The organism is Sulfurovum sp. UBA12169, assembly GCA_002742845.1.
Classification (GTDB): Bacteria; Campylobacterota; Campylobacteria; order Campylobacterales; family Sulfurovaceae; genus Sulfurovum.
In genome coordinates, this window is sequence record DLUH01000005.1 from 132,455 (window position 1) to 159,382 (window position 26,928).

29 protein-coding genes are annotated in these 26,928 nt (G+C 40.3%); 6 read left to right on the forward strand and 23 right to left on the reverse strand.

Annotated elements, in window-relative coordinates:
- Positions 1–62 precede the first annotated feature (62 nt).
- Positions 63–1,157, forward strand: coding sequence for a peptide chain release factor 2 (locus CFH81_05600; protein ID DAB39706.1), 1,095 nt, complete (start codon positions 63–65; stop codon positions 1,155–1,157).
- A 130-nt stretch (positions 1,158–1,287) separates the two neighbouring features.
- On the opposite strand, the gene CFH81_05605 is transcribed toward CFH81_05600, so the two are convergent.
- From CFH81_05605 to CFH81_05620, 4 genes are all read right to left on the reverse strand, one after another.
- The gene (locus CFH81_05605) at positions 1,288–1,938 is read right to left on the reverse strand and encodes an ABC transporter ATP-binding protein (GenBank protein DAB39707.1); all 651 of its coding nucleotides are present in this window, start codon (positions 1,936–1,938) and stop codon (positions 1,288–1,290) included.
- Positions 1,939–2,044: 106 nt separating this feature from the next.
- On the reverse strand, positions 2,045–3,106 hold the full coding sequence (locus CFH81_05610) for an elongation factor Ts (GenBank protein DAB39708.1): 1,062 nt from the start codon (positions 3,104–3,106) through the stop codon (positions 2,045–2,047).
- Positions 3,107–3,110: 4 nt separating this feature from the next.
- Positions 3,111–4,073 carry a 30S ribosomal protein S2 gene (gene rpsB, locus CFH81_05615; GenBank protein ID DAB39709.1) on the reverse strand — a complete coding sequence of 321 codons (963 nt, stop codon included), beginning with the start codon at positions 4,071–4,073 and terminating at the stop codon, positions 3,111–3,113.
- 226 nt (positions 4,074–4,299) lie between these two features.
- Positions 4,300–4,767, reverse strand: a complete 468-nt coding sequence (locus CFH81_05620; GenBank protein ID DAB39710.1) for a thioredoxin-dependent thiol peroxidase — start codon at positions 4,765–4,767, stop codon at positions 4,300–4,302.
- Between the two features lie 36 nt (positions 4,768–4,803).
- Between CFH81_05620 and CFH81_05625 the strand changes: the two genes are divergently transcribed.
- Complete coding sequence (locus CFH81_05625) at positions 4,804–5,004, forward strand: hypothetical protein (protein ID DAB39711.1); 201 nt, start codon at positions 4,804–4,806, stop codon at positions 5,002–5,004.
- Between the two features lie 36 nt (positions 5,005–5,040).
- Here CFH81_05625 and CFH81_05630 read toward each other — a convergent pair whose 3' ends face one another.
- From CFH81_05630 to CFH81_05645, 4 genes are all read right to left on the reverse strand, one after another.
- Positions 5,041–6,450 carry a serine protease gene (locus tag CFH81_05630; GenBank protein DAB40434.1) on the reverse strand — a complete coding sequence of 470 codons (1,410 nt, stop codon included), beginning with the start codon at positions 6,448–6,450 and terminating at the stop codon, positions 5,041–5,043.
- Positions 6,451–6,498: 48 nt separating this feature from the next.
- Positions 6,499–6,948 carry a hypothetical protein gene (locus tag CFH81_05635; protein ID DAB39712.1) on the reverse strand — a complete coding sequence of 150 codons (450 nt, stop codon included), beginning with the start codon at positions 6,946–6,948 and terminating at the stop codon, positions 6,499–6,501.
- On the reverse strand, positions 6,949–7,437 hold the full coding sequence (locus CFH81_05640) for a hypothetical protein (protein DAB39713.1): 489 nt from the start codon (positions 7,435–7,437) through the stop codon (positions 6,949–6,951).
- A gap of 91 nt (positions 7,438–7,528) precedes the next feature.
- Positions 7,529–8,974: an aldehyde dehydrogenase gene (locus CFH81_05645; GenBank protein ID DAB39714.1), complete on the reverse strand. Its 1,446-nt coding sequence runs from the start codon at positions 8,972–8,974 to the stop codon at positions 7,529–7,531.
- 97 nt (positions 8,975–9,071) lie between these two features.
- Here CFH81_05645 and CFH81_05650 point away from each other — a divergent pair, with 97 nt between their 5' ends.
- The 4 genes from CFH81_05650 (at position 9,072) to CFH81_05665 (ending at position 12,574) form a co-directional block, all read left to right on the forward strand.
- Entirely contained in the window at positions 9,072–9,992 is a 921-nt protein-coding gene (locus CFH81_05650) for a branched chain amino acid aminotransferase (GenBank protein ID DAB39715.1), read from the forward strand.
- 9 nt (positions 9,993–10,001) lie between these two features.
- Positions 10,002–11,117 (forward strand): hypothetical protein, encoded by a 1,116-nt coding sequence (locus CFH81_05655; GenBank protein DAB39716.1) that lies wholly within the window; start codon positions 10,002–10,004, stop codon positions 11,115–11,117.
- A gap of 63 nt (positions 11,118–11,180) precedes the next feature.
- Positions 11,181–11,846 (forward strand): bifunctional phosphoribosyl-AMP cyclohydrolase/phosphoribosyl-ATP pyrophosphatase, encoded by a 666-nt coding sequence (locus CFH81_05660; protein DAB39717.1) that lies wholly within the window; start codon positions 11,181–11,183, stop codon positions 11,844–11,846.
- 86 nt (positions 11,847–11,932) lie between these two features.
- Positions 11,933–12,574 carry a hypothetical protein gene (locus CFH81_05665; GenBank protein DAB39718.1) on the forward strand — a complete coding sequence of 214 codons (642 nt, stop codon included), beginning with the start codon at positions 11,933–11,935 and terminating at the stop codon, positions 12,572–12,574.
- Here CFH81_05665 and CFH81_05670 read toward each other — a convergent pair.
- From CFH81_05670 to CFH81_05740, 15 genes are all read right to left on the reverse strand, one after another.
- Positions 12,571–13,527 (reverse strand): TIGR01212 family radical SAM protein, encoded by a 957-nt coding sequence (locus CFH81_05670; protein DAB39719.1) that lies wholly within the window; start codon positions 13,525–13,527, stop codon positions 12,571–12,573. The two genes, CFH81_05665 and CFH81_05670, sit on opposite strands and share 4 nt — an antisense overlap.
- A 9-nt stretch (positions 13,528–13,536) precedes the next feature.
- Positions 13,537–14,904, reverse strand: coding sequence for an amidophosphoribosyltransferase (locus CFH81_05675; GenBank protein ID DAB39720.1), 1,368 nt, complete (start codon positions 14,902–14,904; stop codon positions 13,537–13,539).
- Positions 14,905–14,906: 2 nt separating this feature from the next.
- Positions 14,907–15,689, reverse strand: a complete 783-nt coding sequence (locus tag CFH81_05680) for a 4-hydroxy-tetrahydrodipicolinate reductase (GenBank protein ID DAB39721.1) — start codon at positions 15,687–15,689, stop codon at positions 14,907–14,909.
- A gap of 1 nt (position 15,690) precedes the next feature.
- Positions 15,691–16,629 (reverse strand): thioredoxin-disulfide reductase, encoded by a 939-nt coding sequence (gene trxB / locus CFH81_05685; protein DAB39722.1) that lies wholly within the window; start codon positions 16,627–16,629, stop codon positions 15,691–15,693.
- A gap of 184 nt (positions 16,630–16,813) precedes the next feature.
- On the reverse strand, positions 16,814–17,131 hold the full coding sequence (gene trxA / locus CFH81_05690; protein ID DAB39723.1) for a thioredoxin: 318 nt from the start codon (positions 17,129–17,131) through the stop codon (positions 16,814–16,816).
- Positions 17,132–17,299: 168 nt separating this feature from the next.
- Positions 17,300–17,641, reverse strand: a complete 342-nt coding sequence (locus CFH81_05695; GenBank protein ID DAB39724.1) for a hypothetical protein — start codon at positions 17,639–17,641, stop codon at positions 17,300–17,302.
- Positions 17,641–19,752: a formate dehydrogenase gene (locus CFH81_05700; GenBank protein ID DAB39725.1), complete on the reverse strand. Its 2,112-nt coding sequence runs from the start codon at positions 19,750–19,752 to the stop codon at positions 17,641–17,643. The genes CFH81_05695 and CFH81_05700 overlap by 1 nt, the downstream gene beginning before the upstream one ends.
- A gap of 149 nt (positions 19,753–19,901) precedes the next feature.
- The gene (locus CFH81_05705) at positions 19,902–20,399 is read right to left on the reverse strand and encodes a YajQ family cyclic di-GMP-binding protein (GenBank protein DAB39726.1); all 498 of its coding nucleotides are present in this window, start codon (positions 20,397–20,399) and stop codon (positions 19,902–19,904) included.
- Positions 20,399–21,664, reverse strand: a complete 1,266-nt coding sequence (locus CFH81_05710; protein DAB39727.1) for a homoserine dehydrogenase — start codon at positions 21,662–21,664, stop codon at positions 20,399–20,401. Before CFH81_05710 ends, CFH81_05705 begins: the two co-directional genes overlap by 1 nt.
- The gene (locus CFH81_05715; GenBank protein DAB39728.1) at positions 21,657–22,889 is read right to left on the reverse strand and encodes an alanine transaminase; all 1,233 of its coding nucleotides are present in this window, start codon (positions 22,887–22,889) and stop codon (positions 21,657–21,659) included. Before CFH81_05715 ends, CFH81_05710 begins: the two co-directional genes overlap by 8 nt.
- A 48-nt stretch (positions 22,890–22,937) precedes the next feature.
- The gene (locus tag CFH81_05720; protein DAB39729.1) at positions 22,938–23,495 is read right to left on the reverse strand and encodes a hypothetical protein; all 558 of its coding nucleotides are present in this window, start codon (positions 23,493–23,495) and stop codon (positions 22,938–22,940) included.
- A complete protein-coding gene (locus CFH81_05725) occupies positions 23,482–24,168 on the reverse strand; it encodes a 23S rRNA (guanosine(2251)-2'-O)-methyltransferase RlmB (GenBank protein ID DAB39730.1) in 687 nt (228 codons plus the stop codon). The genes CFH81_05720 and CFH81_05725 overlap by 14 nt, the downstream gene beginning before the upstream one ends.
- 69 nt (positions 24,169–24,237) lie before the next feature.
- The gene (gene rsmI / locus CFH81_05730) at positions 24,238–25,050 is read right to left on the reverse strand and encodes a 16S rRNA (cytidine(1402)-2'-O)-methyltransferase (protein DAB39731.1); all 813 of its coding nucleotides are present in this window, start codon (positions 25,048–25,050) and stop codon (positions 24,238–24,240) included.
- A 115-nt stretch (positions 25,051–25,165) separates the two neighbouring features.
- Positions 25,166–25,366: a 50S ribosomal protein L31 gene (locus CFH81_05735; protein DAB39732.1), complete on the reverse strand. Its 201-nt coding sequence runs from the start codon at positions 25,364–25,366 to the stop codon at positions 25,166–25,168.
- Between the two features lie 196 nt (positions 25,367–25,562).
- Positions 25,563–26,906 carry a twin-arginine translocation pathway signal protein gene (locus CFH81_05740; GenBank protein DAB39733.1) on the reverse strand — a complete coding sequence of 448 codons (1,344 nt, stop codon included), beginning with the start codon at positions 26,904–26,906 and terminating at the stop codon, positions 25,563–25,565.
- Positions 26,907–26,928: the final 22 nt, after the last annotated feature.

A 26,928-nucleotide genomic window follows, 5' to 3' on the forward strand; every position in this document is an offset into this window, starting at 1 on the left:
TACATGTTTATATTATATTAAAAAAATAATTTTAAATTTTAATTTGTAAAAGGATTTTTTACATGGACGCATACGAATACGGTGAATTACTTAAAACACTTTCTACTAAAATAAACAATATTAAGAATATTGTCAAGCCGGATCTGCTGCAAAAAAGACTCGAAGAGATAGAACAGATGCAGCATGAAGCCTCTTTTTGGGATGATGCTGCAAATGCCGGAAAAGTATCTCAAGAAAAAACAAAAACAGAACGTATTTTGGCAACCTACAATAACGCGGCCGATGCGTTGGCCGATGCAAATGAGTATTTTGAGCTCTCAAAGGCTGAAAATGATGAAGAAACTCTTGAGATGCTCTATATGGAATCAGACAATCTTCAAAAAAACATTCAATCACTTGAAGTGCAAATGATGCTTAGCGGTCCGCACGATGGCAGCAGCGCCATAGTTTCTATTCACCCCGGGGCAGGAGGTACCGAATCCCAAGACTGGGCAAGTATGCTCTATCGCATGTATCTGCGCTGGGCAGAGAGACATGGTTTTGGCGTGGAAGTGCTTGATTATCAAGCAGGAGATGAGGCTGGCATAAAAGATGCTTCTTTTATCATCAAAGGAGAAAATGCCTACGGCTACCTCAAAGTAGAAAATGGAATTCACAGACTTGTACGCATCTCTCCGTTTGACAGCAACGCTAAACGTCATACCTCTTTTAGCTCTGTCATGGTTTCGCCTGAAATTGATGACGATATTGACATTGGTATTGAGGATAAGGATATCCGTGTTGATACGTATCGTGCCTCGGGCGCAGGGGGACAACACGTCAATAAAACAGAATCAGCCATCCGCATCACACATATTCCCACGGGCATCGTAGTTCAATGTCAGAACGACAGAAGCCAACATAAAAATAGAGCTGCAGCAATGAAAATGCTTATATCTCGTCTTTATGAATATGAAATGGCAAAAAAACAAGCCGTCATAGACGGTGTAGAAAAATCTGAAATAGGCTGGGGTCACCAAATACGCTCTTATGTTCTTGCTCCCTATCAGCAGATCAAAGACACAAGAAGCAATCAGGCTTTCTCAAACGTGGAAGCCATACTTGATGGTGATATTGATAAAATTTTAGAAGGCGTACTGATTGCCCAGGCAAGATAAAGCGGACTTTAGTCTTATTTTTCTTTTCTTTTTTCTATCCATTTTACAAATATTTTTGTGAGAATCAAAGCAGCAGCAAAAGCCGATAGCACCATAGAAGTAGTGTAAACTGCTGACATTATATCTATCTTCACGCTTTAACCTCCAATTCTCTGTTCTCTAAGGCATATATTTTATCACACCGAGCAGCCATTTGCGCATCATGTGTCACAAGAAGCAATCCTGCCTTTGTCTCTTTAATATACTCTAATAGTACATCCATCACCAATCCTGCTGTCTCTTTATCAAGATTTCCAGTGGGCTCATCGGCAAATATAATACGAGGTTTTTTGCTCAAAACCCTTGCTATAGAAACGCGCTGCTGTTCCCCCCCCGAAAGTTCGGAAGTCTTATGGCTCATCAAGTGATCTATCTCTAATTTTTTTAATATTTCCTCGTCCAACTCCTCTCCTGAGAGCATTGTCGCTACACTGATATTTTCCAACGCGCTCATTCCCTTAAAAAGATAATGAAATTGGAAAATAATTCCTATCTCATAACGGCGCAATGCCTCTATTTCATGATCTCTCAGCGCATAAAGCGATTTGCCTAGAAAAACCACCTCCCCTTCTTTTGGCTTTAAAAAGGTAGAAAGAATATGCAGAAATGTCGATTTCCCGCTGCCGCTTCGTCCGACTATTGCCACACTTTGTGCGGGCTTTAAAGAAAAATCAATATGAGAAAAAAGAGGATAATCAAAACTATGTGAAATATTTTTTGCTTCCAAAAGTGATTGTGGCATAGCGTATTGCCTTTAAATAATTTAATATATCATAGCATAAAAAAATAATGAAGAAAAAGAAAAGTAGGTAATTAAGTGGGAAAAGACTCCAGAATGGAGTCTTTTTTTATGCCATTTGTTTGGCAACTTCCGCTGCAAAATCTTCTTGTTCAACCACAATACCTTCGCCAACTTCAAGTCTAACAAACGTCACGATCTGTGCTGTGCCGCCGGCTGCTTTTGCTTTATCTTGAATATACTCGGCAACAGTTTTGCTATCATCCATTACGAATTTTTGATCAAGCAAACACTGCTCTTGATCCAATGTCGTATTGTCTGATATAAATCTTGAGAGTTTGCCGGGAAGAATTCTGTCCCAGATCTGTTCAGGCTTGCCTTCTGCTCTAAGCTCTTCTTTGAGCATAGCTTCAGCCTCTGCCATAATCTCTTCCGTCAACTGTGCCATAGAGATATATTGGGGAATATTTTTAAGAGGCTTGCCAAGACGAGCAAGTTCTTCATTCTCTTTTTCGATTGCAACGATTCTTCCTTGTGTTTCTTCAGCAACATACGAAGGATCAAAATCTTTGTAGCTTAATGTTCTTGGTCTCATTGCCGCTGCATGCATTGCAACATCTTTGAGTACCGGAGTCATTGCTTCAGCTGTTTTAGAAGAATCGCATTTTGCTGAAATAATTACACCTACTTGATTATTTGCATGGACATACCCATTGATAGCGGTTGTCTCATCTCCTTCAATAAATGCTGATCTTCTCACCACAAGATTTTCGCCGATTGTAGCAATTTGAAGTGAAAGATATTCAGAAAAAGGCTGTCCTTTGATTGTTGAAGCATTGATTGCCTCCGCATCTGCTAACTCATTAGCAAATGTGTGTTCTACCACATCTTTCATGACAGCTTTAAATTTTTCATTTTGGGCAACGAAATCAGTTTGGGAGTTAATCTCAACAATAATCGCTTTATGTCCCTCTACTTTTACACCAATAGCGCCTTCTGCCGCTACTTTCCCTGCTTTTTTAGCAGCTGCACCTATCCCTTGGTCACGTAGCCACTCTACAGCTTTATCCATATTTCCGTCAGCCTCAGTCAATGCTTTTTTGCAGTCCATCATCCCTGCGTCTGTCATCTCTCTGAGTTTTTTGATATCCTGTGGTCCAAAGTTTGCCATAATTTTACGCCTCCGCCAATTCTTTTGCGCTTGCGACAGCCTCTTTAAAGTCACCTTTAAAGCTATATTTTTCTTCCATTGTTTGAATTTGCTCGTCAGTCATATTGGCTACATCATCATAAGTGTAGAAACCTTCTGCATTGAGTTTTTCTTGGTAAACTTTACCGATACCTTTGATTTTGGTAAGGTCATCGCCTTCTGTTATTTCAGCAGTAGCTTCTTCAGCCATCATTTGCTCAATCTCTTCGCTTGCAACAGCTGTTTCCACTTCTTGACCATGTGCTTCGGCATAGATCGCTTTGCCTTCATTAATAGCTTCTGCCATCTCTTTACAGAAAAGCTCTATAGATCTGATCGCGTCATCATTTCCCGGAATCGGATAATCAACCAAATCAGGATCACAGTTGGTATCAAGCGGCGCAACGACTTTCATGCCAAGTCTTTTTGCTTCATTTACAGCAATATGTTCTTTAACTGTATCGACAACAAACATCATATCCGGAAGTCTTTTCATATGTCTGAAACCTTCAAGGTAAGAGTTTAGTTTTTCTTTTGTTCTTCTAAGCATCAATGCTTCTTTTTTGGTCAAAAGATTGATTTGACCATTCTCTTCCATCTGCTCAATGATCTCAAGTTTTCTGATTGATTTTTTCATTGTAGGGTAATTTGTCAACATGCCGCCAAGCCATCTTGTAGATACATAAGGCATACCGCATTTTTCAGCATACTCTTTAATCGCGCCTCTGGCTTGTTTTTTTGTTCCCACAAAAAGCACTGTTTTGCCTTCAGCCGCTGCATCTCTTACTACATTGTAAGTATACTTGAAGTATCTAAGCGTCTTTTGAAGGTCGATAATATAGATATTTTTTCTTGCGCCAAAAATAAATTTTTTCATTTTTGGATTCCATCTTCTTGTCTGATGCCCAAAATGCACACCGCATTCGAGTAAGTCTTTCATTGTTACCATTTTTGCTCCTTGGTATAATTATGTTTTTTTGTTTGATGAATCAAATCATCTTAGGTTTTGCCTCTGTAGCCCTGAACACACAACGTGCAACCTTTCAAGGAATAACTACATGAGTATTTCCAAATCCCAATACAGAATAAGGAGCGCGATTATATCGAACTATTGTTTAAAAGATTATAAAAAGAAAAAAGAGGTATCGCCTTTTTTGACAATCTCCCTCTCAAAATTATGCCTGGAGTTCTTCAAGTTTGGCTTTAACCTCATCCACATGTCCCTTTACTTTGACATTGCTCCATGCGGCTGCAATTTGTCCATAAGGATCTAGTATAAATGTGCTTCTAACAACCCCCATATACTCTTTGCCCATAAACTTTTTGGGTTGCCAGACACCAAAAAGATGGCAGAGTTCTTTGTCTTCGTCTGCCAAAAGTGTGATCCTTAAATCTTTTTTTTCTATAAAATTTCTATGCTTTTGAGGACTGTCAGGACTCACTCCCAGCACAATCGCATCAAGACCTTCGAAATCGGACAATGCTACTGTAAAATCACACGCTTCCGCGGTGCATCCGGGAGTATTGTCCTTGGGATAAAAATAAAGTACGATCCAGCGCCCTTTGATATCCCTTAGACAGATCTCTTCCTCATCTTGATTTGGAAGACAAAAATCAGGGACATCCTCGCCAATTTTTAACATTCTTTTTCCTTTAATGCTTTTATGATAGTATAGCACATGCAAACCAAAGAAGAATTATTAAAAGAAATTGAAGAACTGATCGCATACGGCAAAGAAGGACCTACGATCAATCCTTTATTGCTGGCTTACTTGGAAATACAAGAGCTCGAACATATCAAACAAAGGCTGCTTGAAAAAGTCAATACACTAAGCAACGAAGACAAAGTATGGCTGGAGCAGTTTAAAAAATATAAGTGACCTTTTTAACTGTGCTTCATTGATCTATTGGTTAGCCTACTTATTTTCCCGCAAATCTGCAGACCTGTCAAATTCAATATTGTATTTTTTTAAAATCTCATTCTGCTTGCCCAACGCTTCTTGTTTATCTATGGCCACTTTGACGCCCTCTTCATCCTCAAGCACAATGTATTGTCCTTCAAAGGATTGCATTTTTTCATAAAAAGTTTTAAAACTGTCAAACGTCTCGCCGTTGATCTTTTCTATGGGCCACATGGCAAAATTATAATTGCCTCTACTGATATCCGAAGCCAGAACTTTTAAAAGTACCACCACCTCTTTTTTCTTTTCTGTAGGCCACTGTGTTGCATAATAGCTTAATTTTAATTGATTAACACTCGTAGACAAAAGCAAATTCCGGCTCAGCGGTGAGAAGACATAGCCTCCATAAATAAAATAGCGAGGTATCACATCATACTGTGTAGTGTCAACAAGCAAAAGATCGTCTGCGGTTTGTTTTAAAACGGCTTCAACCTGCATCTTTTTGTTATCTCTTAAAATATCAAGCGTAACACTCTCCCCCATTTGGCGCTGATCAACATAATAATGGTATGAAGTGTACTCATGATCTCTAAACGCAACTGTACCGTCATTTTCTATCTTATGCCCGTCTACCGCAGTAAGAATATCTCCCACCTTGAGCACATCTTTCAAGGCAGAGTTATACACTATATAATCAACCAGTTTTCCCGTAGTATTATCATCTAGATGATAATAGCGTCTAAGCGTAGGGTTTTCTAGATTTTGCGTCATGATCCCAAAATCTGCAAACCCATTATGCTGCCCGTCTTTCATATCTTCAATAAAATGTTTCACCATGGTTACAGGTACGAGATAGCCTATATTTTGGGACTTTCCGATCACCTGCATCACCACGCCGACAATCTTTCCCCCTGAAAGGGCAGGTCCTCCGCTGTTTCCGGGATTAACAGCCGCATCCACCTGCACAGCCAAAAAAGATTCTCCGCTGTGCGCATAGATACGGTGCTCAATGCGCGAAACTACCCCTATAGTTGCACTCAGAGTGTCTCCGCCCATAGGATAACCATAAACAACAATCTGCTGTTCTATCTCAGGAAGTTCTCCAAACTCCAAAGGCTTAACCCCTTCAAAAAATTGGCTGTCTTCTACACTTAAAAGTGCTAAGTCTGCCTGATGAGAGACGCTTAGTACTTTTGCGATATAACGTTTTCTTTCACCGTAGCGCTGCACCTCCAAAAAAGTTTGATTGGCAACAACATGGGCATTCGTTAAAATAAGATTGCCCTCTATGATGGTCCCAGAACCTGTGGATCTCTGCATCGAACTGTTCCACGGCTCTTGATAATTTGGTACTTTAGATACAGTGTAAATTTTTACAATAGCCTGTTTGGTCCCATCCTCATGTGTCATTCCTGCTGCATTCATATACCATGTCAACACCAAAGAAAAAAAACGATTCTCATCTTTATCCTTTTATTTAAATATAACGGGTGAGGCAATATCTTCTGCATCCAATGCGCGAATGCCTCTTTTTTTTGCTTCTTTTGCCATAAGGCCTGCCTCTTTAGTGCTCAAGAGTTTTTTTTCTTTATCGTACAGTTTTGCAGAGCACACGCCGCAGCTTGGACTTCTGTCTTTGCCTATAAAAAGATCAATATCGGGATGCATTTTAAAAAATATTTGCACATATTGCTCGATCGGCACAGAGAGATCGGCGCCGGTTACGCAGGAGATAGCCTGTATGCCCTGTGCTGTTTGCACCAAGTCCATCCTCGCACGGGGTGAACCAAAAGCATAGTCTTCCGGACAAAAAAGAATCAATTCACAACCTTTCAATTTTGAAATTAAACGCATGTCGTGATTGTCGTTTCCGTCATAGCGGCATTTTTGGCCTGTAAGGCACGCCGATATAGCAACTTTCATCTAATACACAAACAGAAGTAAATAAACCCATATTCCTGTAAGCGATGTAAGGGCAATGGCTATAAATGTGGATATTCCCATCTTTTTATGAAATGCGCTATTCATGCCGGGCAGTATACATCTTTTTTTGTTATTATGTGCCAACCAAAGTATTGCCGTCCACATAAATAGCGTAATTGAAGCAATGATAATATGAATAATCAATACCCATAGGGCATAACTATGAGATACGCTTGTACCCTCAACAAAGGCATCATACCCGCCGCCCAAACGCACACCATATTCAAAATATCCCACAACAAGCACAGAAACAACAAATATTACGGTTTGTGCAAATGCATGCAAAGCGTATTTTTTTCTTTTTGCAAACAGTATAACTACTGCAACCAGTAAAGGCAGCAGTGTCACTATTAATGTCACAGCATCCATAAAAAAAGGTGCTCTTGTCCCTAAAAATCCTGCTTCAAACATATATTTCATTTTTTTTATTACCTTATTTGTATTATTCTTAATTTGTTTAAATCAATGATTTATTTTGTATCGCTATCATACCCTTTAATCAGATTCTAAAGAAACGACCTTAGCATATCACAACCGACTTAATTTCGGTAAACTCTTCGAGTGCCCACCTTGGCCCTTCTCTGCCTATACCTGATAGCTTTGAACCTCCATAGGGCTGAACATCAAACCGTAAGGTAGGAATGTCATTGATTACGACTCCTCCGCACTCGGCCTCATCGATAAACTGCTGCGAACGTTTTAAATCATTTGTGAAGATAGAAAACTGTAGCCCAAAAGGTGAATCGTTCATCTTTTGGATAGCTGTCTCATAATCAGGAACACGAACCAAACTGACAATGGGGGCAAAAACCTCTTCGCAAATAATTTTCATCTCATCTGTTACCTCTGCCATGACCGTAGGAGGGAAAATGCCCTCTCTCTCTTCTCCTCCGACTATGGCCCTTGCCCCTTCTTTTTTTGCTGAAACAACCCATGCCTGGGCTCTGTGTTTAGCTTCATCATCAATCAGCGGCCCTATAAAAGTCTCTTCTTCGTAAGGAGAACCTGCTTTAAGCTTTTTTGTTTCTTCAACCATAAGTGCGGCAAACGCTCCATAGACTGTCTCATTGACGTAGATGCGCTGCAAAGAGATGCACACTTGTCCGGAGTTATAAAATGCGCCAAAAGCACAACGTGCTGCAGCCAAAGCCAAGTCTGCGCTTGCATCGATATAGGTTGCTGCGTTCCCGCCCAGCTCTAAACTTACTTTTTTAATTCCGGCTTGTTTGGTGATGATGCTGCCTACAGAGACAGATCCTGTGAAGCTGATCGTTCTTGGAATGGAACTTGAAACCAGAGCAGAGCCCACCTCTGCGTCTCCATAGACCACACTAAGCGCATCTTTGGTTGCATACTTTGACTCTATAAAAAGTTTGGCGAACATATAGGCCGTCGCGGGAGCTTCAGGGGTGGGCTTAAGAACGACGCAGTTCCCTGCACCGAGTGCCGGCGCAATCTTGTGCGCCACAAGATTTAAAGGAAAATTAAAAGGAGTGATACATACTACCACCCCCACGGCTTCACGACGGAAAAAAGCTAATGTCTTTTTGCCGCTTGGCATCACATCGGTAGGTATTGTCTCGCCATGCAAACCGGCCAATTCCATTGCAGTCAGCTTGACCGTCTCAATACACCTGTCTACTTCTATTCTTGAGAAAAAGATAGGCTTTGCAATCTCTTTGGTTAACATCGCAGCAAACTCTTCGCGCTGTAAAGATAATTTATTTGCCACATCTTCAAGCCATAAAATACGTTGTGATAGTGGTACCCTGGCTGCATGAAAGCTTGTTTTTTTGGCGATCTCTAATGCTTTTTGGGCATCTGCAGCGTTGCATACGGGAGCAGTACTTACAACAGAACCGTCATAAGGACTTTTTCTCTCTTGAATGATCTCTCGACCCTCTTCCTGGGAACCAAAAAATATTTTAGCAACACCTATTTTTTTCTTTTCAAATATTCCAAACATTTACAAGCCTTTAAACAATAATATAAATATTTTAACAAAAATTTAGTTAAATTAGTTAAAATGGTTCCTTAATTTTAACCTCCTGGAGCAGATAAAAATGAACGAATCAAAATATATTTGGATGGATGGGGGGATGGTACCTTGGCATGAAGCAAAAGTGCATGTTCTCACTCATACATTACACTATGGCAACGGCGCGCTAGAAGGAACCAAAGCTTACAAAACAGTGGATGGAAGATGTGCTATTTTTAAACTTAAAGAGCACACGCAAAGACTTCTGAACTCGTCCAAGATGACACTGATGACCGTTCCCTTTACCCTGGAAGAGCTCAATGATGCACAAATCAAACTATTGCAAGAAAATGAACTTTTTGAAGGCGCCTACATTAGGCCGCTTGTTTATCTTGGGTATGGGGTCATGGGACTTTATCATAAAGATGCACCCGTAAATGTTTCAATCTCTGCATGGGAATGGGGTGCTTATCTTGGCGAAGAAGGACTCAAAAAAGGAGTGCGCGCAAAAATAACCTCAGTAACCAAAACAGCAAATACTTCCGGTATGGTTAAAGCCAAGGCCGTAGCAAATTATCTAAACAGCCAAATGGCAAAATATGAAGCTGTAGAGGCAGGCTACGATGAGGCGTTGCTCAGAGATGACGAAGGGTATATCGCCGAAGCAAGCGGCGCATCGTTCTTTATCGTACGAGACGGGATACTAATCTCTCCGCCTTGCGACAATACGCTTGAATCCATTACGCAACAAACCGTAATAGAATTGGCTGAAGAGTTAGGTATCAAAGTAGTAAGACGACGCATCACACGCGAAGAGGTTTATATCGCCCAAGAGGCTTTCTTTGCGGGAACCGCAGCAGAAGTTACCCCCATTCGCGAAGTAGATGCGCGTATTATTGGCGCAGGAGAAAGAGGCGAAATAACAGAAAAAATCCAAAGTGCCTATTTTGATGCAGTGAGTGGAAAAAACGCAAAATTTATTAAATATTTAACATATATTAACTAGGAGAAATACGTGCCGGCAGACATGAACGACTATTTTAAGAAAAAAAGACCCAGCAATACTATGAATACCGAAGGCAATCAAAATAAGGGCGGTCCAGGCGGCTTTGAAAATCCTTTTGGAAATATAGGGAAAGGGGCTTCGTGGATGTTTGTCGCATTAGCTATTGCTATTGCAATTTTTACACTAAAGCCGTTTACCGTAATCAATTCGGGAGAAGTGGGAATTAAAGTTACCACCGGTAAGTTTCAAACTGAGCCGCTAAGTGCAGGGTTGCATTTTTACATTCCTGTATTTCAAAAAATCATACCCGTAAATACGCGCATTAGACTCATCGTTTACAGCACCACTGAAACCAGTATGGTAGGAGACAATTATTCTAAAGGCTTTATTTCGGGAGAAACTTTTGAAGGGGGGCTCAAAAAAAATCCTTCCATTCAAGTTTTGGACAAAAGAGGATTGACTGTCAATATCGATCTTGCTGTCCAATACAGACTTAAAGCTGAGGCGGCGCCAATGACGATAGAGAAATGGGGTGCGAGCTGGGAAGAAAAGATTGTCAACTCCAAAGTGCGCGAAGTGGTACGTGATGTTGTAGGCCAATACACTGCGGAACAACTCCCGGAAATGAGGAATGAAATCGCCTCTTCTATTCAGACAAAAGTACAAGAAAGCATTAGCTCCCTTGAAGGGGAGCCGGTTTTGCTCTCCTCTGTTGAGCTCAGAAATATTGACCTTCCTCCAAAAATTAAAGATCAGATCGAAAGAGTTCAGATAGCAAAACAAGAGGTCACTATTGCCGAACAGCAAAAAGAACAGGCTAAACAAGAAGCTCAAAGAAAAGCAGAAATTGCTCGGGGCGAAGCGGAAAGAAACCGTATTGAAGCACAGGGCGAGGCAGATAAGATTCGTATTGAAGCACAAGAACAAGCCAAAGCCAATAGATTGATTTCGGATTCGCTTACGCCAAGCCTGATTGAACTTGAACAGATCAAAACACAGGCAAAATTCAACGAAGCATTGAAGGTTAACAAAGACGCCCAAATATTCCTTACTCCCGGGGGTGCGGTTCCCAATATCTGGGTAGACGCAAAGAGTAAAGAAAAAACATTAACCACGCAACAATAAAATCGATCTCATTCCTGCAAAAACCGGCGGGAATGGGCTCATCAATAACAAAGAGGTTATCCTATGCAGATAGATTGGCACAAAAATCCCCTTATCCCGGTAATCGCACAAGATTTTGAAACAAACGATGTGTTAATGCTTGCGTATATGAATGAAGAGGCCTATGCCCTTACATTGAACACAGGGTATGCACACTATTTTAGCCGAAGCAAACAGCGGATCTGGAAAAAAGGCGAAAGTTCCCATCATACCCAAGAGATCAAAGATATATTGATTGATTGCGACGGAGATACCATCATCTTAAAAATCAAACAAAACGGTGTAGCATGCCACACAGGAAGAAGAAGCTGCTTTTTTACCTCTGTCATACAAGACAAAATCATTTTAAACCAAGAGGTTGATATCGATGCAATTTATGGCGTTGTAGACAGCCTTTATCATACAATCTTAGAACGAAAAAATGCTGCAAACCAAACAACATCTTGGACTCAAAAACTTTTGCACGATAAAACGCTCATGCTTAGCAAAATCCGCGAAGAGGCTGATGAAGTCTGTGTAGCCATTGATAAAGAAAGTGATGAGCAGGTTATCTACGAGAGTGCTGATTTGCTTTATCATACACTGGTGGGACTTGGTCATCGTGAAATTTCACCGGACAGAGTCAAACAAGAACTGGCACGCCGTTTTAATATGAGCGGGATAGAAGAAAAGGAAAGCAGAAAAAAGTAAATTTTTCTTTTTATTAAATTTCAATTAACCTTCTCATTTTACAATTTCTTTAGTGGTATCAACCAAAATCATTTAAGGAGAATTGCATGAGACCTTCAAAATCATTTCCGCTTTTTATCGTTTCAACACTTTTAACCGCATCTCTTTTTGCAGCGCAGACGGATGCTCCTTCTGTACGGCTGATGAGTATTGACGACATCTTTGAAAGACAAATCCTGCGTATGCAAAAAATGCAAGAACAGATGGATAAAATGTTTGAAGAGTTTGATAGAGATTTTTACAATACCTCATTTCACTCCACCCCTTCATACAACAGAATGAAATATTCCAGCAGTTCCTCTTCGGCTTTAAACGATAAGGGGACACACTACGAGATCACCCTTGCGCATCCCAAAGATTCAAATATCAATATTACCGCCAAAAATCATCAATTAACCGTTCAAATCACACAGGAGCAGCGCACTCAAAATGAAAACAAAAAAGGCAGGATGACAGGCTATACAAGCAGTTCTTCTATCCAGAGCTTTTCTCTTCCTCTTGATGCGGATACGGCGGCCATGAGAAGCAAAATAGAGAAAGAGTATTTGATTATTTCTATTCCAAAAATATCAAAAACGCAAAATATGGACCCGGTAAACAAACTTAAAGAAGGGAACACCACGCAACCTATGACACCAAAACATCAAGAAACCAACGTCTCTCAGCCTGCTTCGGCAGCCATAAGTTAATAAATCAGCCCTTCTTTACGGAGAGCTCGGTCAATATAGATCAGCATCTTATTTTTAGATAACCCGCACCATGCGGGTGCAAGCAAACTTTCATCATCGGTACCTGCTGAGATTCGCTGTATGCTTATATGTTCTGGTTTGAGTCTAATTGCTTTAACCAAAGTATCAATATACTCTTCTTTGCTGATGGGCTCAAACTCTCCTTGCAAATATTCATTAGCAAGCAAAGTATGCTTTACTACATACAAAGGATGATACTTAACAGAGTCTATTCCCCATTCGTATGCTGCTTTGGCTGAGTTAAGCATCATCTCTTGATTTTCTCCAGGCAAACCAAAAATAAGATGCCCGCACACATTGAGGCCTCTTTGCTTGGCTTCTTTGATCGCTTTTTCCACATTTAACGCATCATGCCCTCGATTAATACGCTCTAGTGTTTCATTGTAAATAGATTGGATACCATATTCAATCCATATCTCTTTAGTGCGACTTAAAAAAACAAGATAGTCAAGTACTTCGGGTGTCACACTGTCGCTTCTTGTTCCGATACTCAGTCCTATTACATCTTCATAAGTCAGTGCTTTATCATAAAGTGCCTTGAGAGTTTCAAAAGGAGCATACGTGTTGGTGAAGGCCTGAAAATAGACTAAAAATTTTTGCGTACCCCATTTTCTGCGCATCTTTTCTCTGGTATTTACTATCTGCTCGTCAAGTTCTTGAAGTTGTTTTTCTAAAACAGGGTTGTTTTTGCTTTGCAGATTGAGAAATATTTTTCCCGCATTTTGTGCAAGATTTGGGCTAAAAGAATCATTCAAACAGAAAGTACAGCCGCCTTTCGCTACCGTTCCGTCAATATTTGGGCAGGTAAATCCGCTCAGCCCAAGAGGAATTTTGCTTACCTTGGTTTTGAACTTTTTTTTAAGGTACCTTCCAAATGTATTGAGTTGTTTCAAACTTCACCTTTAAATATCACTGCAACCAGGGCTTTGTGCACTTCCGCCGGCAAAATATTTCCCATCAAAACTCACAAGCGAATAGGTTCTCTCAGTGCCCAGCGATCCCACCAAGCCATCAATAGAAAGAAAACCTAAGGTAGTTGCCCCGATTTTTTTTGCTATCTCTTCCACGCTATATCTTGAAGAGATAAGCTCTGCTTGTGTAGGTGTATCAATACCATAGCGGCATGGATATTTAATCTCAGGCGCTGCGATACGCATATGTATCTCTTTTGCGCCTGCTTCCAAAAGCATTTTAACAATCTGCTTTGATGTCGTTCCTCTAACAAGCGAATCGTCAATAATGGCTATCCGTTTACCCTCTATCAAATGCTTAATGGGGGAAAGCTTCAATTTTACTTTTAGATTTCGTATCTCTTGCGTGGGCTCAATAAATGTACGTCCCACATAGTGGTTGCGCACGATACCCATCTCAAAAGGAACACCCAACTCCTCTGCATATCCTTTTGCTGCTGCCACTCCGCTGTCAGGTACCGGCAAGACCAAATCTACATCTGCCGGTGCTTCTTTTGCCAACATCTTACCCATTGCTACCCTGGTTTTATATACATTTTTTCCATCAATAATTGAATCGGGTCTTGAAAAATAGATATACTCAAAAGCGCACGGATGATAATCAGGTTCAAAAATCTGTTCAGAGAATGGTTCTCTCTCTTCTTCAAACGTAAGCATCTCTCCGGGCCTGATATCTCGTATAAACTCCGCGCCCACCAAATCAAATGCACAAGTTTCGCTCGCAACGATCCAGCCCCCGTCTTTGAACTTTCCTAAACTTAAAGGACGAATACCAAAACGGTCGCGAATAACAAACATTTTTGAACGGCTCTGTATCACTAAACAGTATGCCCCTTCTATTTTCTCAAGCATATCTTTGATACGGTCCACCAGTGCATCTTTTTGGCTCTTGGCAATAAGATGCACAATGTTTTCTGTATCCATTCCTGTTTGAAAGATAGCACCATTATCTATCAAACGATTGCGCACCTCATATTTGTTCACAAGATTTCCATTGTGGGCAACAGAAATTTCTCCCAGCTTATATTTGGCAAATACCGGCTGAGCATCCAATACTGAATCGGCCCCTGCTGTAGAATAACGATTGTGTCCAATGGCACAATCCCCTTTTAGAAGCTCAAAAGATGACTCATCAAATACTTCAGTTACCAATCCCCTTTTTTTAATCAAATGAATTTTATCTCCATTTGCAGTAGAAATGCCCGAAGATTCTTGTCCGCGATGTTGCATCGCAAAAAGAGAATAATACGCTATTTTTGCCGCATTTCTTGTACCGTATACACCTACAATTGCACACATATTTATATTCCTAAACAGTCATTGATGGAGTAAAATCCACTCTCTTGGTTGACTAGCCATTTTGCAGCGCGTATCGCTCCTTTAGAAAATGTTTCTCGACTGGTTGCAGTATGATTAAGCTCTAGATACTCGCCGTCATTATAAAAACCTACCGTATGGCGTCCCACAACATCTCCTCCTCGCAAAGCCATTATGGCAATCTCATCTTTTGTTCTTGCGCCTATCTGTCCGTCTCTGCCGGAGATACGCACCTTCTCAAGATCAAGACCTCTTCCTTTGGCTGCAAACTCACCCAAAGTCAATGCCGTACCGCTTGGTGCATCCACTTTGTGCCTATGATGCTGTTCTACAATTTCAATATCAAAATCTCTCAATGTGGCAGAAACTTTTTCTACAAGTTGTTTAAGCAAAGCAATACCTGCTGACATATTGGACGCATACAGCACCGGCATCTCTTTGGCTGCTTCCCTCATCAAATTTTGCTGATGAATATTAAATCCTGTTGTTGCAATTACCAAAGGTTTTGGATTTTCCAAAGCCGCTTCACAAAGCTCCTGTGTTGCTTCCGGTGCAGAAAAGTCAATGACAATATCACAACTTTCCAACACTGCTTTCATGCTGTTTGTTACTATTACGCTGGCAGGAAATGTTCTCTCCACTCCGTCAAATACATGCACTGCACTCAAAATAAGTTCCGAATCATTTTCTAAATTATCGATCAGCAAATTGCCTACTCTTCCTGTACTTCCGACAATGCCTACTCTCGTTTTCTGTAGTTTTGTCATTTTATGCATGCTCCTGAATATATGAAATTACTTGTAGTGCAGCCGTTGCGCCATCGCCTGCTGCACATACTACTTGTTTTGGTGCTTCGATACGCACATCGCCTGCCGCAAAAAGACCGGCCAGTGAGGTGTTCATGCTCAAATCTACAACCACCTGTCCCCACTCGCTCACTTCACAAATAAAATGGCCATTTTCATCTTTAAGTACTTCATTGTTAACATCATGTCCCACAAATACAAAAACTCCCGGAACATCCAGTGTAGACACATCACCTTCTTTATTTTTAATTCTTATGCCGCTTACGCCCATAGCATCACCAAAAACTTCTTCTATGGTTGTATCGGTTAACAAATGAATATTTTCTTTTCTTTGAACTCTTTCAATTGTTGATGGTGCCGCCCTAAATGTATCTCTTCTGTGAATGACATAAACTTCTGAGCAGATATTTGAAAGATAGAATGCCTCTTCAAGCGCCGTATCTCCTCCTCCGAGCACGGCCACCGGTTTGTTTTTATAAAAAAATCCATCACAAGTTGCACAGGTACTCACGCCTTTGCCAAAAAAATCATTTTCCCCTTTGAAGCCGGCTTTTTTTGGAGTACTGCCTGTACATACAATCACCGTATTTGCTTGTATTGTTTCACCGCTTTCAAATGTTAAAGTAAAATGCCGACCGTTTTTTGTCACACGCCGGATCTTTTTCATCTCATGTTTCAGTCCAAAATGAAAACACTGCTCTTGCCATGTGTCCATAAAATCCATACCTGTTTTACCGTGATCGAAAAACCCAGGATAATTTTCTATTTCGGAACTTTGTGTGATTTGTCCCCCAGGCAACCCCATCTCAAAAAGTGTTACCTGTTTTAACCCGCCGCGTGTTGCATACAGTCCCGCAGCCAATCCGGCCGGTCCGCCACCAATAATTGCACAATCTAACATTTTGTATCCTTAAAATGATTAAGCAAATTATACTATTGTAAAACTTGATTCATTATTTTGATAGGAAAATTTTAAAAAGTTATACTACCAAAACGCGGTTAATTGCATAAACCTGCTCTTTGGCTAGAAAATATTAAGATTTCACACGAAGCAAGACTTCGTGTGTTCGTGTCAACTATCAGGATTATAGCTGGGCGTTTAGTTTTTGAGCAAATGCATCTTTGGAAGCTGCGCCTACCATTTGATCTACAACCTCACCGTTTTTAAAGAAAAGAATCGCAGGGATTGATCTGATACCGTATTTAACAGCCAAATCTTGTTGTTCATCAGTATTCACTTTTGCAATAGTCGCCTTACCTTCAAATTCTTCTGCAAGCTCTTCAATTACCGGAGCGATCATTCTACAAGGTCCACACCATGGAGCCCAAAAATCTACCATTGTTACACCTTCTGCTACTGTCGCATCAAAGTTTGCTGTTGTCAATTCTACATATTTTGCCATATTACATCCTTTTAATTTATTTAAGAAATTATACACTAATGTTAGTTAATGAGCCATTGTTATAACTTATATTTTTTATTTTGTCAATCCTGTATGTCTTCTTTTTTTATATCTAGCCGGGATAACATTCCCAATATACTCGAGTTTTTCACCAAGACATATAAAAATCTAAAGAGTGATATTTTCGATCAATTCCGCCTTATCTTGACGTATTATCATGGCATCGATACTAAAAACAACATGCAAACCTTTGGTTTGCATATAATATTGCGCAGAGTTTATCACCTTGCGTAATTTCACAGGGGTAATATTATAAATAGGGTCAAAATCAGCTTTGGCGCTTTTGACTTCTATAAAATGAAGTACGTCATCCTTGCTGGCAATGATATCCACCTCTCCTAGTTTTCTGGCAAAATAGTTTCGTTCAAGAATTACAAAACCTGCTTGTTCCAAAAAATGTGTCGCAAGAGCTTCACTTTTATCGCCATACTGTTTTGGAAGCTCACGCATCAACTACAGGCAACCTCATCGCCTACAGGAATTACATCAACTTTTACAGATTTAAAACGCGCTGTCATAACCAGCGCATCACACTCATCTCCAAAAAGAGCATTGATGCGGCTTGAAGCATGATGAAAAGTGCAAAAGAGTGTTCTTGGTTTTATTTTATCTGTATAGCGCACACTCAATGCTTCACTTTCTCCATAGGGAGTGCGCAAAATCACTTTATCTCCAAACTTCTCTTCCTCTTCGGTATTTGCCAAAAGCACATCTGCTTCATATTTAGCGTCAAGGATAGTGCTTCTTTTGGTTTGTGCCGCATTGTTATAGTGTGCGAGTGTTCGTCCTGTTGTCAAATAATATCCATAAAAGCCCTCTTTATAGAAAACTTTATCAAGTATTTCCTGTATCATGCCTCTGGGCTCATACTGCTTATAGACATATTTGCCCAATCCATCTTCTGTACGAAAATCCAGTAAATGTAAAATAGGCGTATCCTCATGATAGATGGGCCACTGCATCCCTCTTTTTCTGTGACGTTCAAGCCTATAGTAGTCTGCGCCGGAAAATCTTCGGGGAGCAACTTTTTTCACTTCATTCCAGACATCTTCGCTTGTTTTAAAATTAAAATTCTCACCGTCATTAAGCTTGCCTGCCATCTGCGTCAAGACTTCCCAGTCATCAGGCAAATCACTTTGCACCAAAGGCTGCGAAAGATGCAGCCTTCGCATTGCATTAACATAAACTCCTGTCTTTTCATAGGCACTTTTAACTCCTATGACAATATCTGCTCTTTTGGCGATTTCTGTCATAAAAAGTTCTTGCACCATGATAAACTCCAGCCTCTCAATAGCTTTATCTATTTTATTGACATTAGGGTGAATATGCATAATATCTTCACCCATATTTAACAACGCCTTAATCTTTCCCTCAAGCATAGCATCAATAAGTTGCGGAGTCATCAATCCTTCCACTTTGGGCTGTTGATAATCAGGGGCAAAATAAGGCAGACAGCCCATATCGCAAGCCCCCTGAACATTATTTTGTCCTCTAAGCGGCATCAATCCTGCTCCGCTCTTTCCTACATTTCCCGTCATCAGCGCAAGATGAGTAATTGCCATTACCGCATACGATCCGTCCAAATGCTCCGTGATTCCAAGCCCCCAAAAAATCATCGATTTTTTAACTGCATACTCTCTTGCTATGTTAGGTATCATTTTTGCAAGGTACTCATAGCCTTCAATCTCTTTAAAAAAACGAGGATCTGCATAAGGATCATTCAAAATCTTTTCTTTAAACTCTTCAAAACCTTTGGTGCGATTTTTGATAAAACTTTCATCATACAGTTCTTCATCAATAATCACATACGCCATCATGTTGAGTATCAGAAGATTGGCTTCAAACGGGATAATACAGTTATGTTTTGCCAATTTCGCCAATTTGGTTTCTCGAACATCGACCACTGCGAGGTTATTGTGATTTTTTGCCATATCAACAATACGATTTGAAATGATAGGGTGCGCCTCTATCGTGTTGGAACCTATAACCACTATAAACTCTGTTTCATAAATATCATTATACGGGTTGGTTGCCGCACCTTCGCCGATCGTTGCCCTCATCCCTTTAAGGCTCGGAGAGTGGCAGACTCTTGCACAGTTGTCTACATGGGGTGACTCCATTGTCTCCCGACAAAATTTCTGGAAAGCATATGCACTCTCACAGGAAGTTCTTGCGCCGCCAATAGCACAAAAGCTATCGCTGCCATACTCTTTCTTGATTTGATCCAATTTCATTGCTGCGATACTTGTAGCCGTATCCAAATCGCATGTCATATAATCTGCATCGAAAGGTAAAAGTTTTTGAATAAAAGTTTCTTTAAGAAATGGATTTTTTTCCAAAAATGATTTTTTGATACGCGACTCTCTAATACGGTCTTTTGCTTCTACAAAGTCATACCCGTATTTTCCTTTTATGCAAAGTTTTCCCTGAGAAACAATGCCATCTTTTTGGGCAAATATTTTAATGATTTTATTATTTTCAACCACGCCGGTAATATCGCACCCCACACCACAGTAGGTACATACACTCTCTATTTCTTGCGTCTCAACTTTTTTTGTCACGAAATACCTTTGGAACCATTAATGTGAAAAATTATTTTTATTTTTAGCCTAGTTTAACTTAAAAAACAGCCATAAAACGATTCTAACTCTATTCTCTACTATTTTTTAGACATTTTTTCCAATATGGCCAAGGCGGTCCCTTGTGCCATTTAATTAAAATTTCCGAACACCAACGGTGCTTTAAGATCAAGTGTTTTGATCTCTTGCATCACCGCCTGAAGCTCATCTATCTTTTTGCCGCTTACTCTGACTTCATCCCCTTGTATAGAAGGGGTCACTTTGAGCTTGAGGTCTTTAATTGCTTTGACGATCTTTTTTGCTTCTTCTTTGTCTATCGAGTCAACAATTCTATAGATAACTTTTACATTACCTCCGCTGATACCTTCTGTTTTAACTTCTTCAAGTGATTTGCCTGCGATGCCTCTTTTGATAAGCTTGCCAATCAATATATCTTTGAGCGCCTCTATCTTCTGGTCACTAGAGCTGCTCAGACTAAGTGTTTTGGCCTTTTCATTCAAGTTGATCTCAGCCACAATTCCTTTAAAGTCAAACCTGGTGGCCACTTCTTTTTCTGCCATCACGATAGCATTTTTAAGTTCCATCATGTCCAATTTTGCTGTAATATCAAAATAGTGGTCTTTTGCCATTATTGTTCTATCCTTATCATTCCGATTTTTCCGTGCACCACGGCAAGATTCTCAAGTGCCGCCATGGCTTCTTGGATTTTTCTCTCTTCGCATTCATGGGTAACAAAAAGCAACTCTACACAGGCATCTTTATCGTCATCCGGCTTTTGCATCATCGCTTCTATAGAGATATCCAACTCGCTTAATAAATTGGTTACTTGCGCCAAAACACCTTTTTGGTCATCCACACTCATTCGCAAATAATAGTGTGACCGAATTTCTTCTCTTGGAAGCAATTCCAATCCATCTTCTAAAGGTTTTTTGTAGCCCAGCATCGGCCCACTATTGCCTCGAACAATATCGATAATATCTGCAATAACAGCTGAAGCTGTTGCATTTCCGCCGGCTCCTGGGCCGTAATACATGGTTTCCCCGACACAATCACCATTGACCATTACAGCATTCATTACGCCATCAACTTTGGCAAGCATACTCTCTTGAGGGATCATTGTAGGGTGAACCCGCAACTCCACTTTGTCTCCTACTTTTTTGGCGATACCTAAAAGTTTAATGGCATACTCAAAATCTTTTGCAAATGCCACATCCGTTGGAGTGATATTTTCGATCCCTTCTATCAAAATATCTTCAGGTTTTGCATCTAAACCGTAGGCAATACTTGCCAAAATAAGCAATTTATGAGAAGCATCAAAACCACCTACATCAAAAGTCGGATCTGCCTCAGCATAACCCAGCATTTGAGCTTCTTTTAGAATTTCATCATAATGCGCGCCTTCGTTGATCATTTTTGTAAGCATATAATTGCATGTACCGTTCATAATCCCCAAAATAGAGTTAATATGATTCGCTGACAATCCGCTTCTGAGCGCCCCAATGATAGGAATCCCTCCGGCAGTACTTGCTTCATACATAAAAGGAATATCTCCCGCAAGTGCCTGAAGCTCATAACGATGATAAGCAAGAAGGGCTTTATTGGCCGTCACTACCGGTTTTTTATTTTCAAGTGCTCGTTTGACCAAACTATAAGGCTCTGCCACACCGCCCATAAGCTCAACAACAATATCAATCTCCGGATCATTTACAACATCATAAGGGTTATCACTAAGAGAGATAGAGATGCTGCGCTCTTTGGAGAGGTCCTTGACGACTCCTGATTTAACTACAATCTTTTTGCCTGCTCTCGCTTCAATGATATCTGCATTTGCTTCAAGTATCTTTGCGACACTAGCACCTACAGTGCCTACACCCAAGATGCCTATTTTAACCATGCTTCTTTTCCTCTTCCAGGGTCTTGAGGAATTTTTTGATATTTCTAGCCGCCTGACGGATTCTTTTCTCGTTTTCAATCAGTGCAATACGTACATATTCATCGCCGTACTTACCAAATCCGATTCCAGGACTCACAGCTACGCCTGCTTGAACAAGAAGCTGTTTGGAAAACTCCAAACTCCCCATATGACGTGCCACTTCAGGTATTTTTGCCCAAATAAACATACTTGCTCTTGGCTTCTCTAGCGGCCATCCCGCTTGCGTAAATGCCTCAATTGTAATATCTCGTCTATGTTTATAGCGGGGAAGAACTTCTTCTTCTGGGATATGGCCATATTCATCAAGTGCTACCGTTGCCGCCACCTGAATTGGTGTAAACATTCCGTAATCCAGCCATGATTTTATGCTTTGCACGGCTCCTATGAGTTTGCGATTTCCCACAATAAAGCCTACACGCCATCCTGCCATACTATAACTTTTGCTCAGCGTATAAGACTCGACTGCGACATCTTTTGCGCCCTCCACTTCCAAAATAGACGGAGTTTTATAGCCGTCAAAGGCCAAATCTGCATAAGCGATATCGGAAATAATATAAAATCGCTTCTCTTTGGCCAATGCTACGATACGCTTATAAAAGTCCAAAGTTACAGTTGCTGTCGTGGGATTGTGTGGAAAATTAAGCACCAAAAATTTGGCTCTGGGCACAGAATTTTCCAATGCATCTTCAACATCCGCCAAAAATCGGTCCTCATCCACTTCAAATGTCTTTTCGTCAAACACCAACTCCATCTTCTCTACATTGGCTCCGGCCAAAATAAAGGCTTGAGAATGGATAGGATAAGTAGGATCTGGAACAATGGCGACATCGCCGGGATTTGAAATTGCCTGAACTAAATGAACATATCCCTCTTTGCTCCCCATCGTGGCAACCACTTCAGTGTCAGGATCCAACTCAACATTATATTTTCGTTTATACCATTTTGTCATTGCAAGTCGCAGCTTATAAATCCCTTTGCTGGCACTGTAGCCGTGCGTCTTGTCGCGATTTGCCGTTTCGCACAGTTTGTCCACGATAGGTTGAGGCGTTCTTCCGTCAGGATTTCCCATCGAAAAATCGATAATATCTTCACCCGTTCTTCTTGCATTCATTTTTAATTCATTGATTTGTGCAAAAATATATTTCGGCAATCTATTTATTTTTTCAAATTGTATTTCATCAAACATGCTTTCTCTCTTTCACGCTTTTATTTTTTATTGTTATTTTTGTTTGCTTTATGGCATCTGTGTTGCATTTGTCTCATCTGGCACTTTTGTCTCATCTGGCACTACAGTAGATAGTTCATTTTTCTTATCTGCTTCTTCTTTTGCTACCGAAGCGATCACCGTTTCAATGCTTAATTCATCGGTTGTCTTCACATCCCTTGTTGCCTCTTCTTGTGAGATTTTATTTTCCATAAAAGGAAGAATGTTTTTTAAATGTTTTTTGTCAAACTGTGTAAAAAAATACCAAGAAACATAGACGAGCAACCCGAACACTAAAATCAAGAGCCATTTTGATTTTCCTCGTTTTTGGTGCACCACAGGAATACCTACTGTTCTTTTTCCTTGGGGTTCCGTGTGCTGAGCATAATACTCCTGCGCTTCTGCTCTGAGTGAATCCAAGTCGGCATGGTACTCTCTCTCGATGATAGAGATAAATCCCAAAGCTTTTGTTTTTTGCAAAGCGCCAAAATCAGCGACAAAAAGTCGTTCAAGGGTGTCTTTAGCAATATTGGTTTTTTTGCTGATACCATCGAAGCTATTTGTTTCAAGTATCTCATTTAACTGCATAACTCATCCTGTGTATTAATATTGCTGCTGCTGCACTCACATTTAAAGAGTTAAACGCATGCTTCATTTTTATGGAAACCATTTGGTTTATTTTGGATTTTGCCTTCTTCGAAAGTCCTTCGCCTTCGCTGCCTAATACCAACACGCGCTTAGCTGCAAAGGTGGCAGATTCAACAGCATCCCCCTCCATAGAAGCCCCATAAAATGTGAATCCTACCTGCTCCAATTCATTAAAAACATCCAAAATATTGGGCGCAATCATTAGCGGCATATCCAATAGCGCACCCGAACTTGTGCGTGCAATACCTGCGAAATTGAGCTGCTTTACTCCTGCGGCAATGACTGCATCTGCTCCAAGCGCATAAGCACTTCTTATGATTGCTCCAATATTTCCTGTGTCCGTTAGGCTATCGAGCATCACAATAAAATCAGTTTGCTTTATCGATGAAAGCAAACTTTGCTCAAAATCATCAATTTCAACTAAAATCCCTTGATGATTTCCTCCCTTGCTCATAGATTGAGCCCACTTTTCCTCTAAGAATTTTATCTTCGGCTTAAAAACATCAAAAAGTTTTTGACTAAGCAAACCTTTTTTGGCCAAATAAACTGTCTGTACCGATTTTGGGTGATGCTCTAAGGCATAGAGACATACTTGTTTTCCATAAATTATCATAAGGATGATTTTAGCGAAGTTTTGCTGTATGAAGGATAAGAAAAAAAGAGGGCAAAATGAAATTTTATTTTATTTTTTCAATAATATCTCATACCACTCTTTTGTGCCTCTGTCACTAAGTTTTGCAAGAAGTTTTGCCTTGGGTTTCGGAGGCAAATCCAAAGCCAGCACTTCATCAAAGGAGAGACTTTTTTCTTTGTTTTTTTTTGCACCAATCACTACAACCCATTCTCCGCGAATTGTAATATCTTCAAACTGTTCATTGAGGCCCTTGGCTGTACCCTTATAATATCTCTGAAACTTTTTACTGATCTCTTTAGCCAAAAACAACTCTCTGTCTGCATCGATTGCCACAATCTCTTTTAAAAGTTTTTCCAAACGATGCGGCGCCTCATAAAGCACAGTAGCATATCCATTGTGCATCGCTTCGCTTAAAGCACTGCTTCTTGAGCTTCCCTTGTGGGGCAAAAATCCAAAAAAAAGAAATTTTCCCTCTTCAAATCCCGAAGCAGCGTACGCTGTAGTTACAGCACTGGCTCCTGGTAAAACATCATAATCGATCTCTTTTTGCTGACAATATGCAACCAATAGCTGTCCGGGATCGGAGATCACAGGCATTCCTGCATCGCTTACATAAACAACCTCTTTTGAACTTAAAAGCGGACCAAATTGTGCCAAACGCTCTACGCCGTTATGTTCGTTGAAAGAATAAAATTCAGCATCAGGATAATGCATATCAAAACGCTCTTCAAGCAAACGCAACAAATGCTTTGTGTGCCGCGTATCTTCACATAAAAAAATTTCTGTTTTTTCAAAAAGTCTCATTGCACGCAGGGTAATATCTTGGGGGTTTCCGATAGGGGTGGGAATAAATGTTAACACAGAAAAGTTCTCCTTGAACTGGAGGAAAGCCTGGACTCAACTCCTCTTTCACACTTTGCATACAGCAAAATTTTTATGACAAAGAATCAATCGCCCAGGCGGGGGGTCTTACAAATTAACCGAGGTTATATTTTTTCTTAAATTTATCAACACGTCCTGCCGCATCAACAATCTTCTCAGAACCGGTAAAGAATGGGTGACACTCATTACAGATATCAATACTCAATTCAGACTTGTCTGATTTGACTTCAAATGTATTGCCACATGCACAAGTTACCTTGCATTCTACGTATTCGGGATGAATCTCTTTTTTCATTTTTGTACCTTTTTAGTTTTTTTAGCGACAGGCAACCAACCTGTTCCGATACGTCATGTACCCTTCCACTATCTAAGATAACGGGTCGCTGCAACGCTCTTTGGCGAGACAGCTCTCTTGCGCCCTGCAAGGAAATTCAGAATGGAATTATACCCAAAAAGTTTTAAAAAATTATAAATTTAAATACCTTGTTGTCTTATTTTCCAAAAAACTCCTCATAGCAGGATTTTGCCCAACCCTTAATCATTTTTGCATTTTTTATCCCTGTTTCGCCTTTCCAAATTTCATTGGTCACAGGTGTTGCAAAACTAAATCTTTGCATTTTTTTATCATAAGCATACTCCGAATGTATAAAAATACCCCTTTCAGGATAGGCAGAAACAGCAGAAACACAAATGGTAATCGGGCTTGTCCATTGGGGTTTTGGCTGCTTGTTGATTTTAGCGGCAATATGCCTTGCAACATACTGTCCTTCGGTCAGCGAGGTATTGCCGGATTTAGAAAATCCCATCGGCCTGGCATCGCCTGAGATATAGATATTGGAATATCCGTACGCCTCATAAGTCTCGACATTAATGTCTCCTTCGAGCCTGTTATAGACTGAATCTTTAGCAACCCCTGCAATTTCAAGAAGTTTTCCGCCTCTAACATGAGGATAAAAAGATGCATCATCAAAATGGTATTCATCAAATTCAGTTTTTACAATCTTTTTCTCAAGATCGATACTCTCTATCGCCGCACTAGACTCCAAAACGATATAATCTTTGTACAACTCATCGATCGCTGTGTGAAAACCATGCTCTTTGATCGTAATATCATTATTCTCATCAAGCAAAATAATTTTAGCGTTAAGCTTCTTTTGTTTGAAATAGTCTGCGACAAGACAAGCCCTTTCATACGGAGCGGGAAGACATCTGTAATTTCCGCCCGGTACCGTCATGAGGAAAGTTCCGCCCTTGAAATTTTTGATCTTCTCTTTAAGTGTCACATGTTCGGATCCAGGTCTGAAAGCGGCTGGATACTCTTGTCTGAGTCTATTTTCCAGTGCGACATCATCCGTCCAAAAAGAGTAATCATATTCAATTCCAGGCGCCAACACCAAATAATCATACGGAATATCCCCCTCACTGGTATGCAAAATACAATTTTCTTTATCTACGCCCGTGGCTGTCGCATGAAAATAGGTATATTTATGATTTCTGGCTGCTCGCAGATAATCATGTATCAAAAACTCCAGATCAATTTTATCAACCAGCCACTGATTGCTGAGAGGGCAAGAGATAAAAATCTCCTCTTGTTCTACCATTACTACATCTGCCGAAGGCGCAAACAACTTGGTATATTTGGCAACACTCAATCCTGACCATCCTCCCCCTACTACCACAACTCTTGGGCCTTTGGTCTTTTGAATAGGAGCAAGATTTGTTTTTTTGGCAGGCTGCATATCATCTTTTGTGTCAGAAGCATTGCTTTGCGTAGCAAACAATGCAGCCGTCAAAGTTGTGGTAAACTTAAGGACATCTCTTCTTGAAATCTTCATTCAGTTTTCCTTTTTATTTGAT

Excerpts from the sequence above, each read along its gene's own strand:
- CFH81_05645 (DAB39714.1), bottom strand. The coding sequence starts at position 8,974 with ATGTTTGGAATATTTGAAAAGAAAAAAATAGGTGTTGCTAAAATATTT.
- CFH81_05650 (DAB39715.1), top strand. The coding sequence starts at position 9,072 with ATGAACGAATCAAAATATATTTGGATGGATGGGGGGATGGTACCTTGG.
- CFH81_05605 (DAB39707.1), bottom strand. The coding sequence starts at position 1,938 with ATGCCACAATCACTTTTGGAAGCAAAAAATATTTCACATAGTTTTGAT.
- CFH81_05695 (DAB39724.1), bottom strand. The coding sequence starts at position 17,641 with ATGCGTGAGCTTCCAAAACAGTATGGCGATAAAAGTGAAGCTCTTGCG.
- CFH81_05740 (DAB39733.1), bottom strand. The coding sequence starts at position 26,906 with ATGAAGATTTCAAGAAGAGATGTCCTTAAGTTTACCACAACTTTGACG.
- CFH81_05610 (DAB39708.1), bottom strand. The coding sequence starts at position 3,106 with ATGGCAAACTTTGGACCACAGGATATCAAAAAACTCAGAGAGATGACA.
- CFH81_05735 (DAB39732.1), bottom strand. The coding sequence starts at position 25,366 with ATGAAAAAAGAGATTCATCCCGAATACGTAGAATGCAAGGTAACTTGT.
- CFH81_05665 (DAB39718.1), top strand. The coding sequence starts at position 11,933 with ATGAGACCTTCAAAATCATTTCCGCTTTTTATCGTTTCAACACTTTTA.
- CFH81_05660 (DAB39717.1), top strand. The coding sequence starts at position 11,181 with ATGCAGATAGATTGGCACAAAAATCCCCTTATCCCGGTAATCGCACAA.
- rpsB (DAB39709.1), bottom strand. The coding sequence starts at position 4,073 with ATGGTAACAATGAAAGACTTACTCGAATGCGGTGTGCATTTTGGGCAT.
- CFH81_05600 (DAB39706.1), top strand. The coding sequence starts at position 63 with ATGGACGCATACGAATACGGTGAATTACTTAAAACACTTTCTACTAAA.
- CFH81_05625 (DAB39711.1), top strand. The coding sequence starts at position 4,804 with ATGCAAACCAAAGAAGAATTATTAAAAGAAATTGAAGAACTGATCGCA.
- CFH81_05630 (DAB40434.1), bottom strand. The coding sequence starts at position 6,450 with ATGAATGCAGCAGGAATGACACATGAGGATGGGACCAAACAGGCTATT.
- trxA (DAB39723.1), bottom strand. The coding sequence starts at position 17,131 with ATGGCAAAATATGTAGAATTGACAACAGCAAACTTTGATGCGACAGTA.
- CFH81_05715 (DAB39728.1), bottom strand. The coding sequence starts at position 22,889 with ATGTTTGATGAAATACAATTTGAAAAAATAAATAGATTGCCGAAATAT.
- CFH81_05720 (DAB39729.1), bottom strand. The coding sequence starts at position 23,495 with ATGCAGTTAAATGAGATACTTGAAACAAATAGCTTCGATGGTATCAGC.
- CFH81_05635 (DAB39712.1), bottom strand. The coding sequence starts at position 6,948 with ATGAAAGTTGCTATATCGGCGTGCCTTACAGGCCAAAAATGCCGCTAT.
- CFH81_05710 (DAB39727.1), bottom strand. The coding sequence starts at position 21,664 with ATGGTTAAAATAGGCATCTTGGGTGTAGGCACTGTAGGTGCTAGTGTC.
- CFH81_05620 (DAB39710.1), bottom strand. The coding sequence starts at position 4,767 with ATGTTAAAAATTGGCGAGGATGTCCCTGATTTTTGTCTTCCAAATCAA.
- CFH81_05725 (DAB39730.1), bottom strand. The coding sequence starts at position 24,168 with ATGATAATTTATGGAAAACAAGTATGTCTCTATGCCTTAGAGCATCAC.
- CFH81_05705 (DAB39726.1), bottom strand. The coding sequence starts at position 20,399 with ATGGCAAAAGACCACTATTTTGATATTACAGCAAAATTGGACATGATG.
- CFH81_05675 (DAB39720.1), bottom strand. The coding sequence starts at position 14,904 with ATGTGTGCAATTGTAGGTGTATACGGTACAAGAAATGCGGCAAAAATA.
- trxB (DAB39722.1), bottom strand. The coding sequence starts at position 16,629 with ATGTTAGATTGTGCAATTATTGGTGGCGGACCGGCCGGATTGGCTGCG.
- CFH81_05680 (DAB39721.1), bottom strand. The coding sequence starts at position 15,689 with ATGACAAAACTACAGAAAACGAGAGTAGGCATTGTCGGAAGTACAGGA.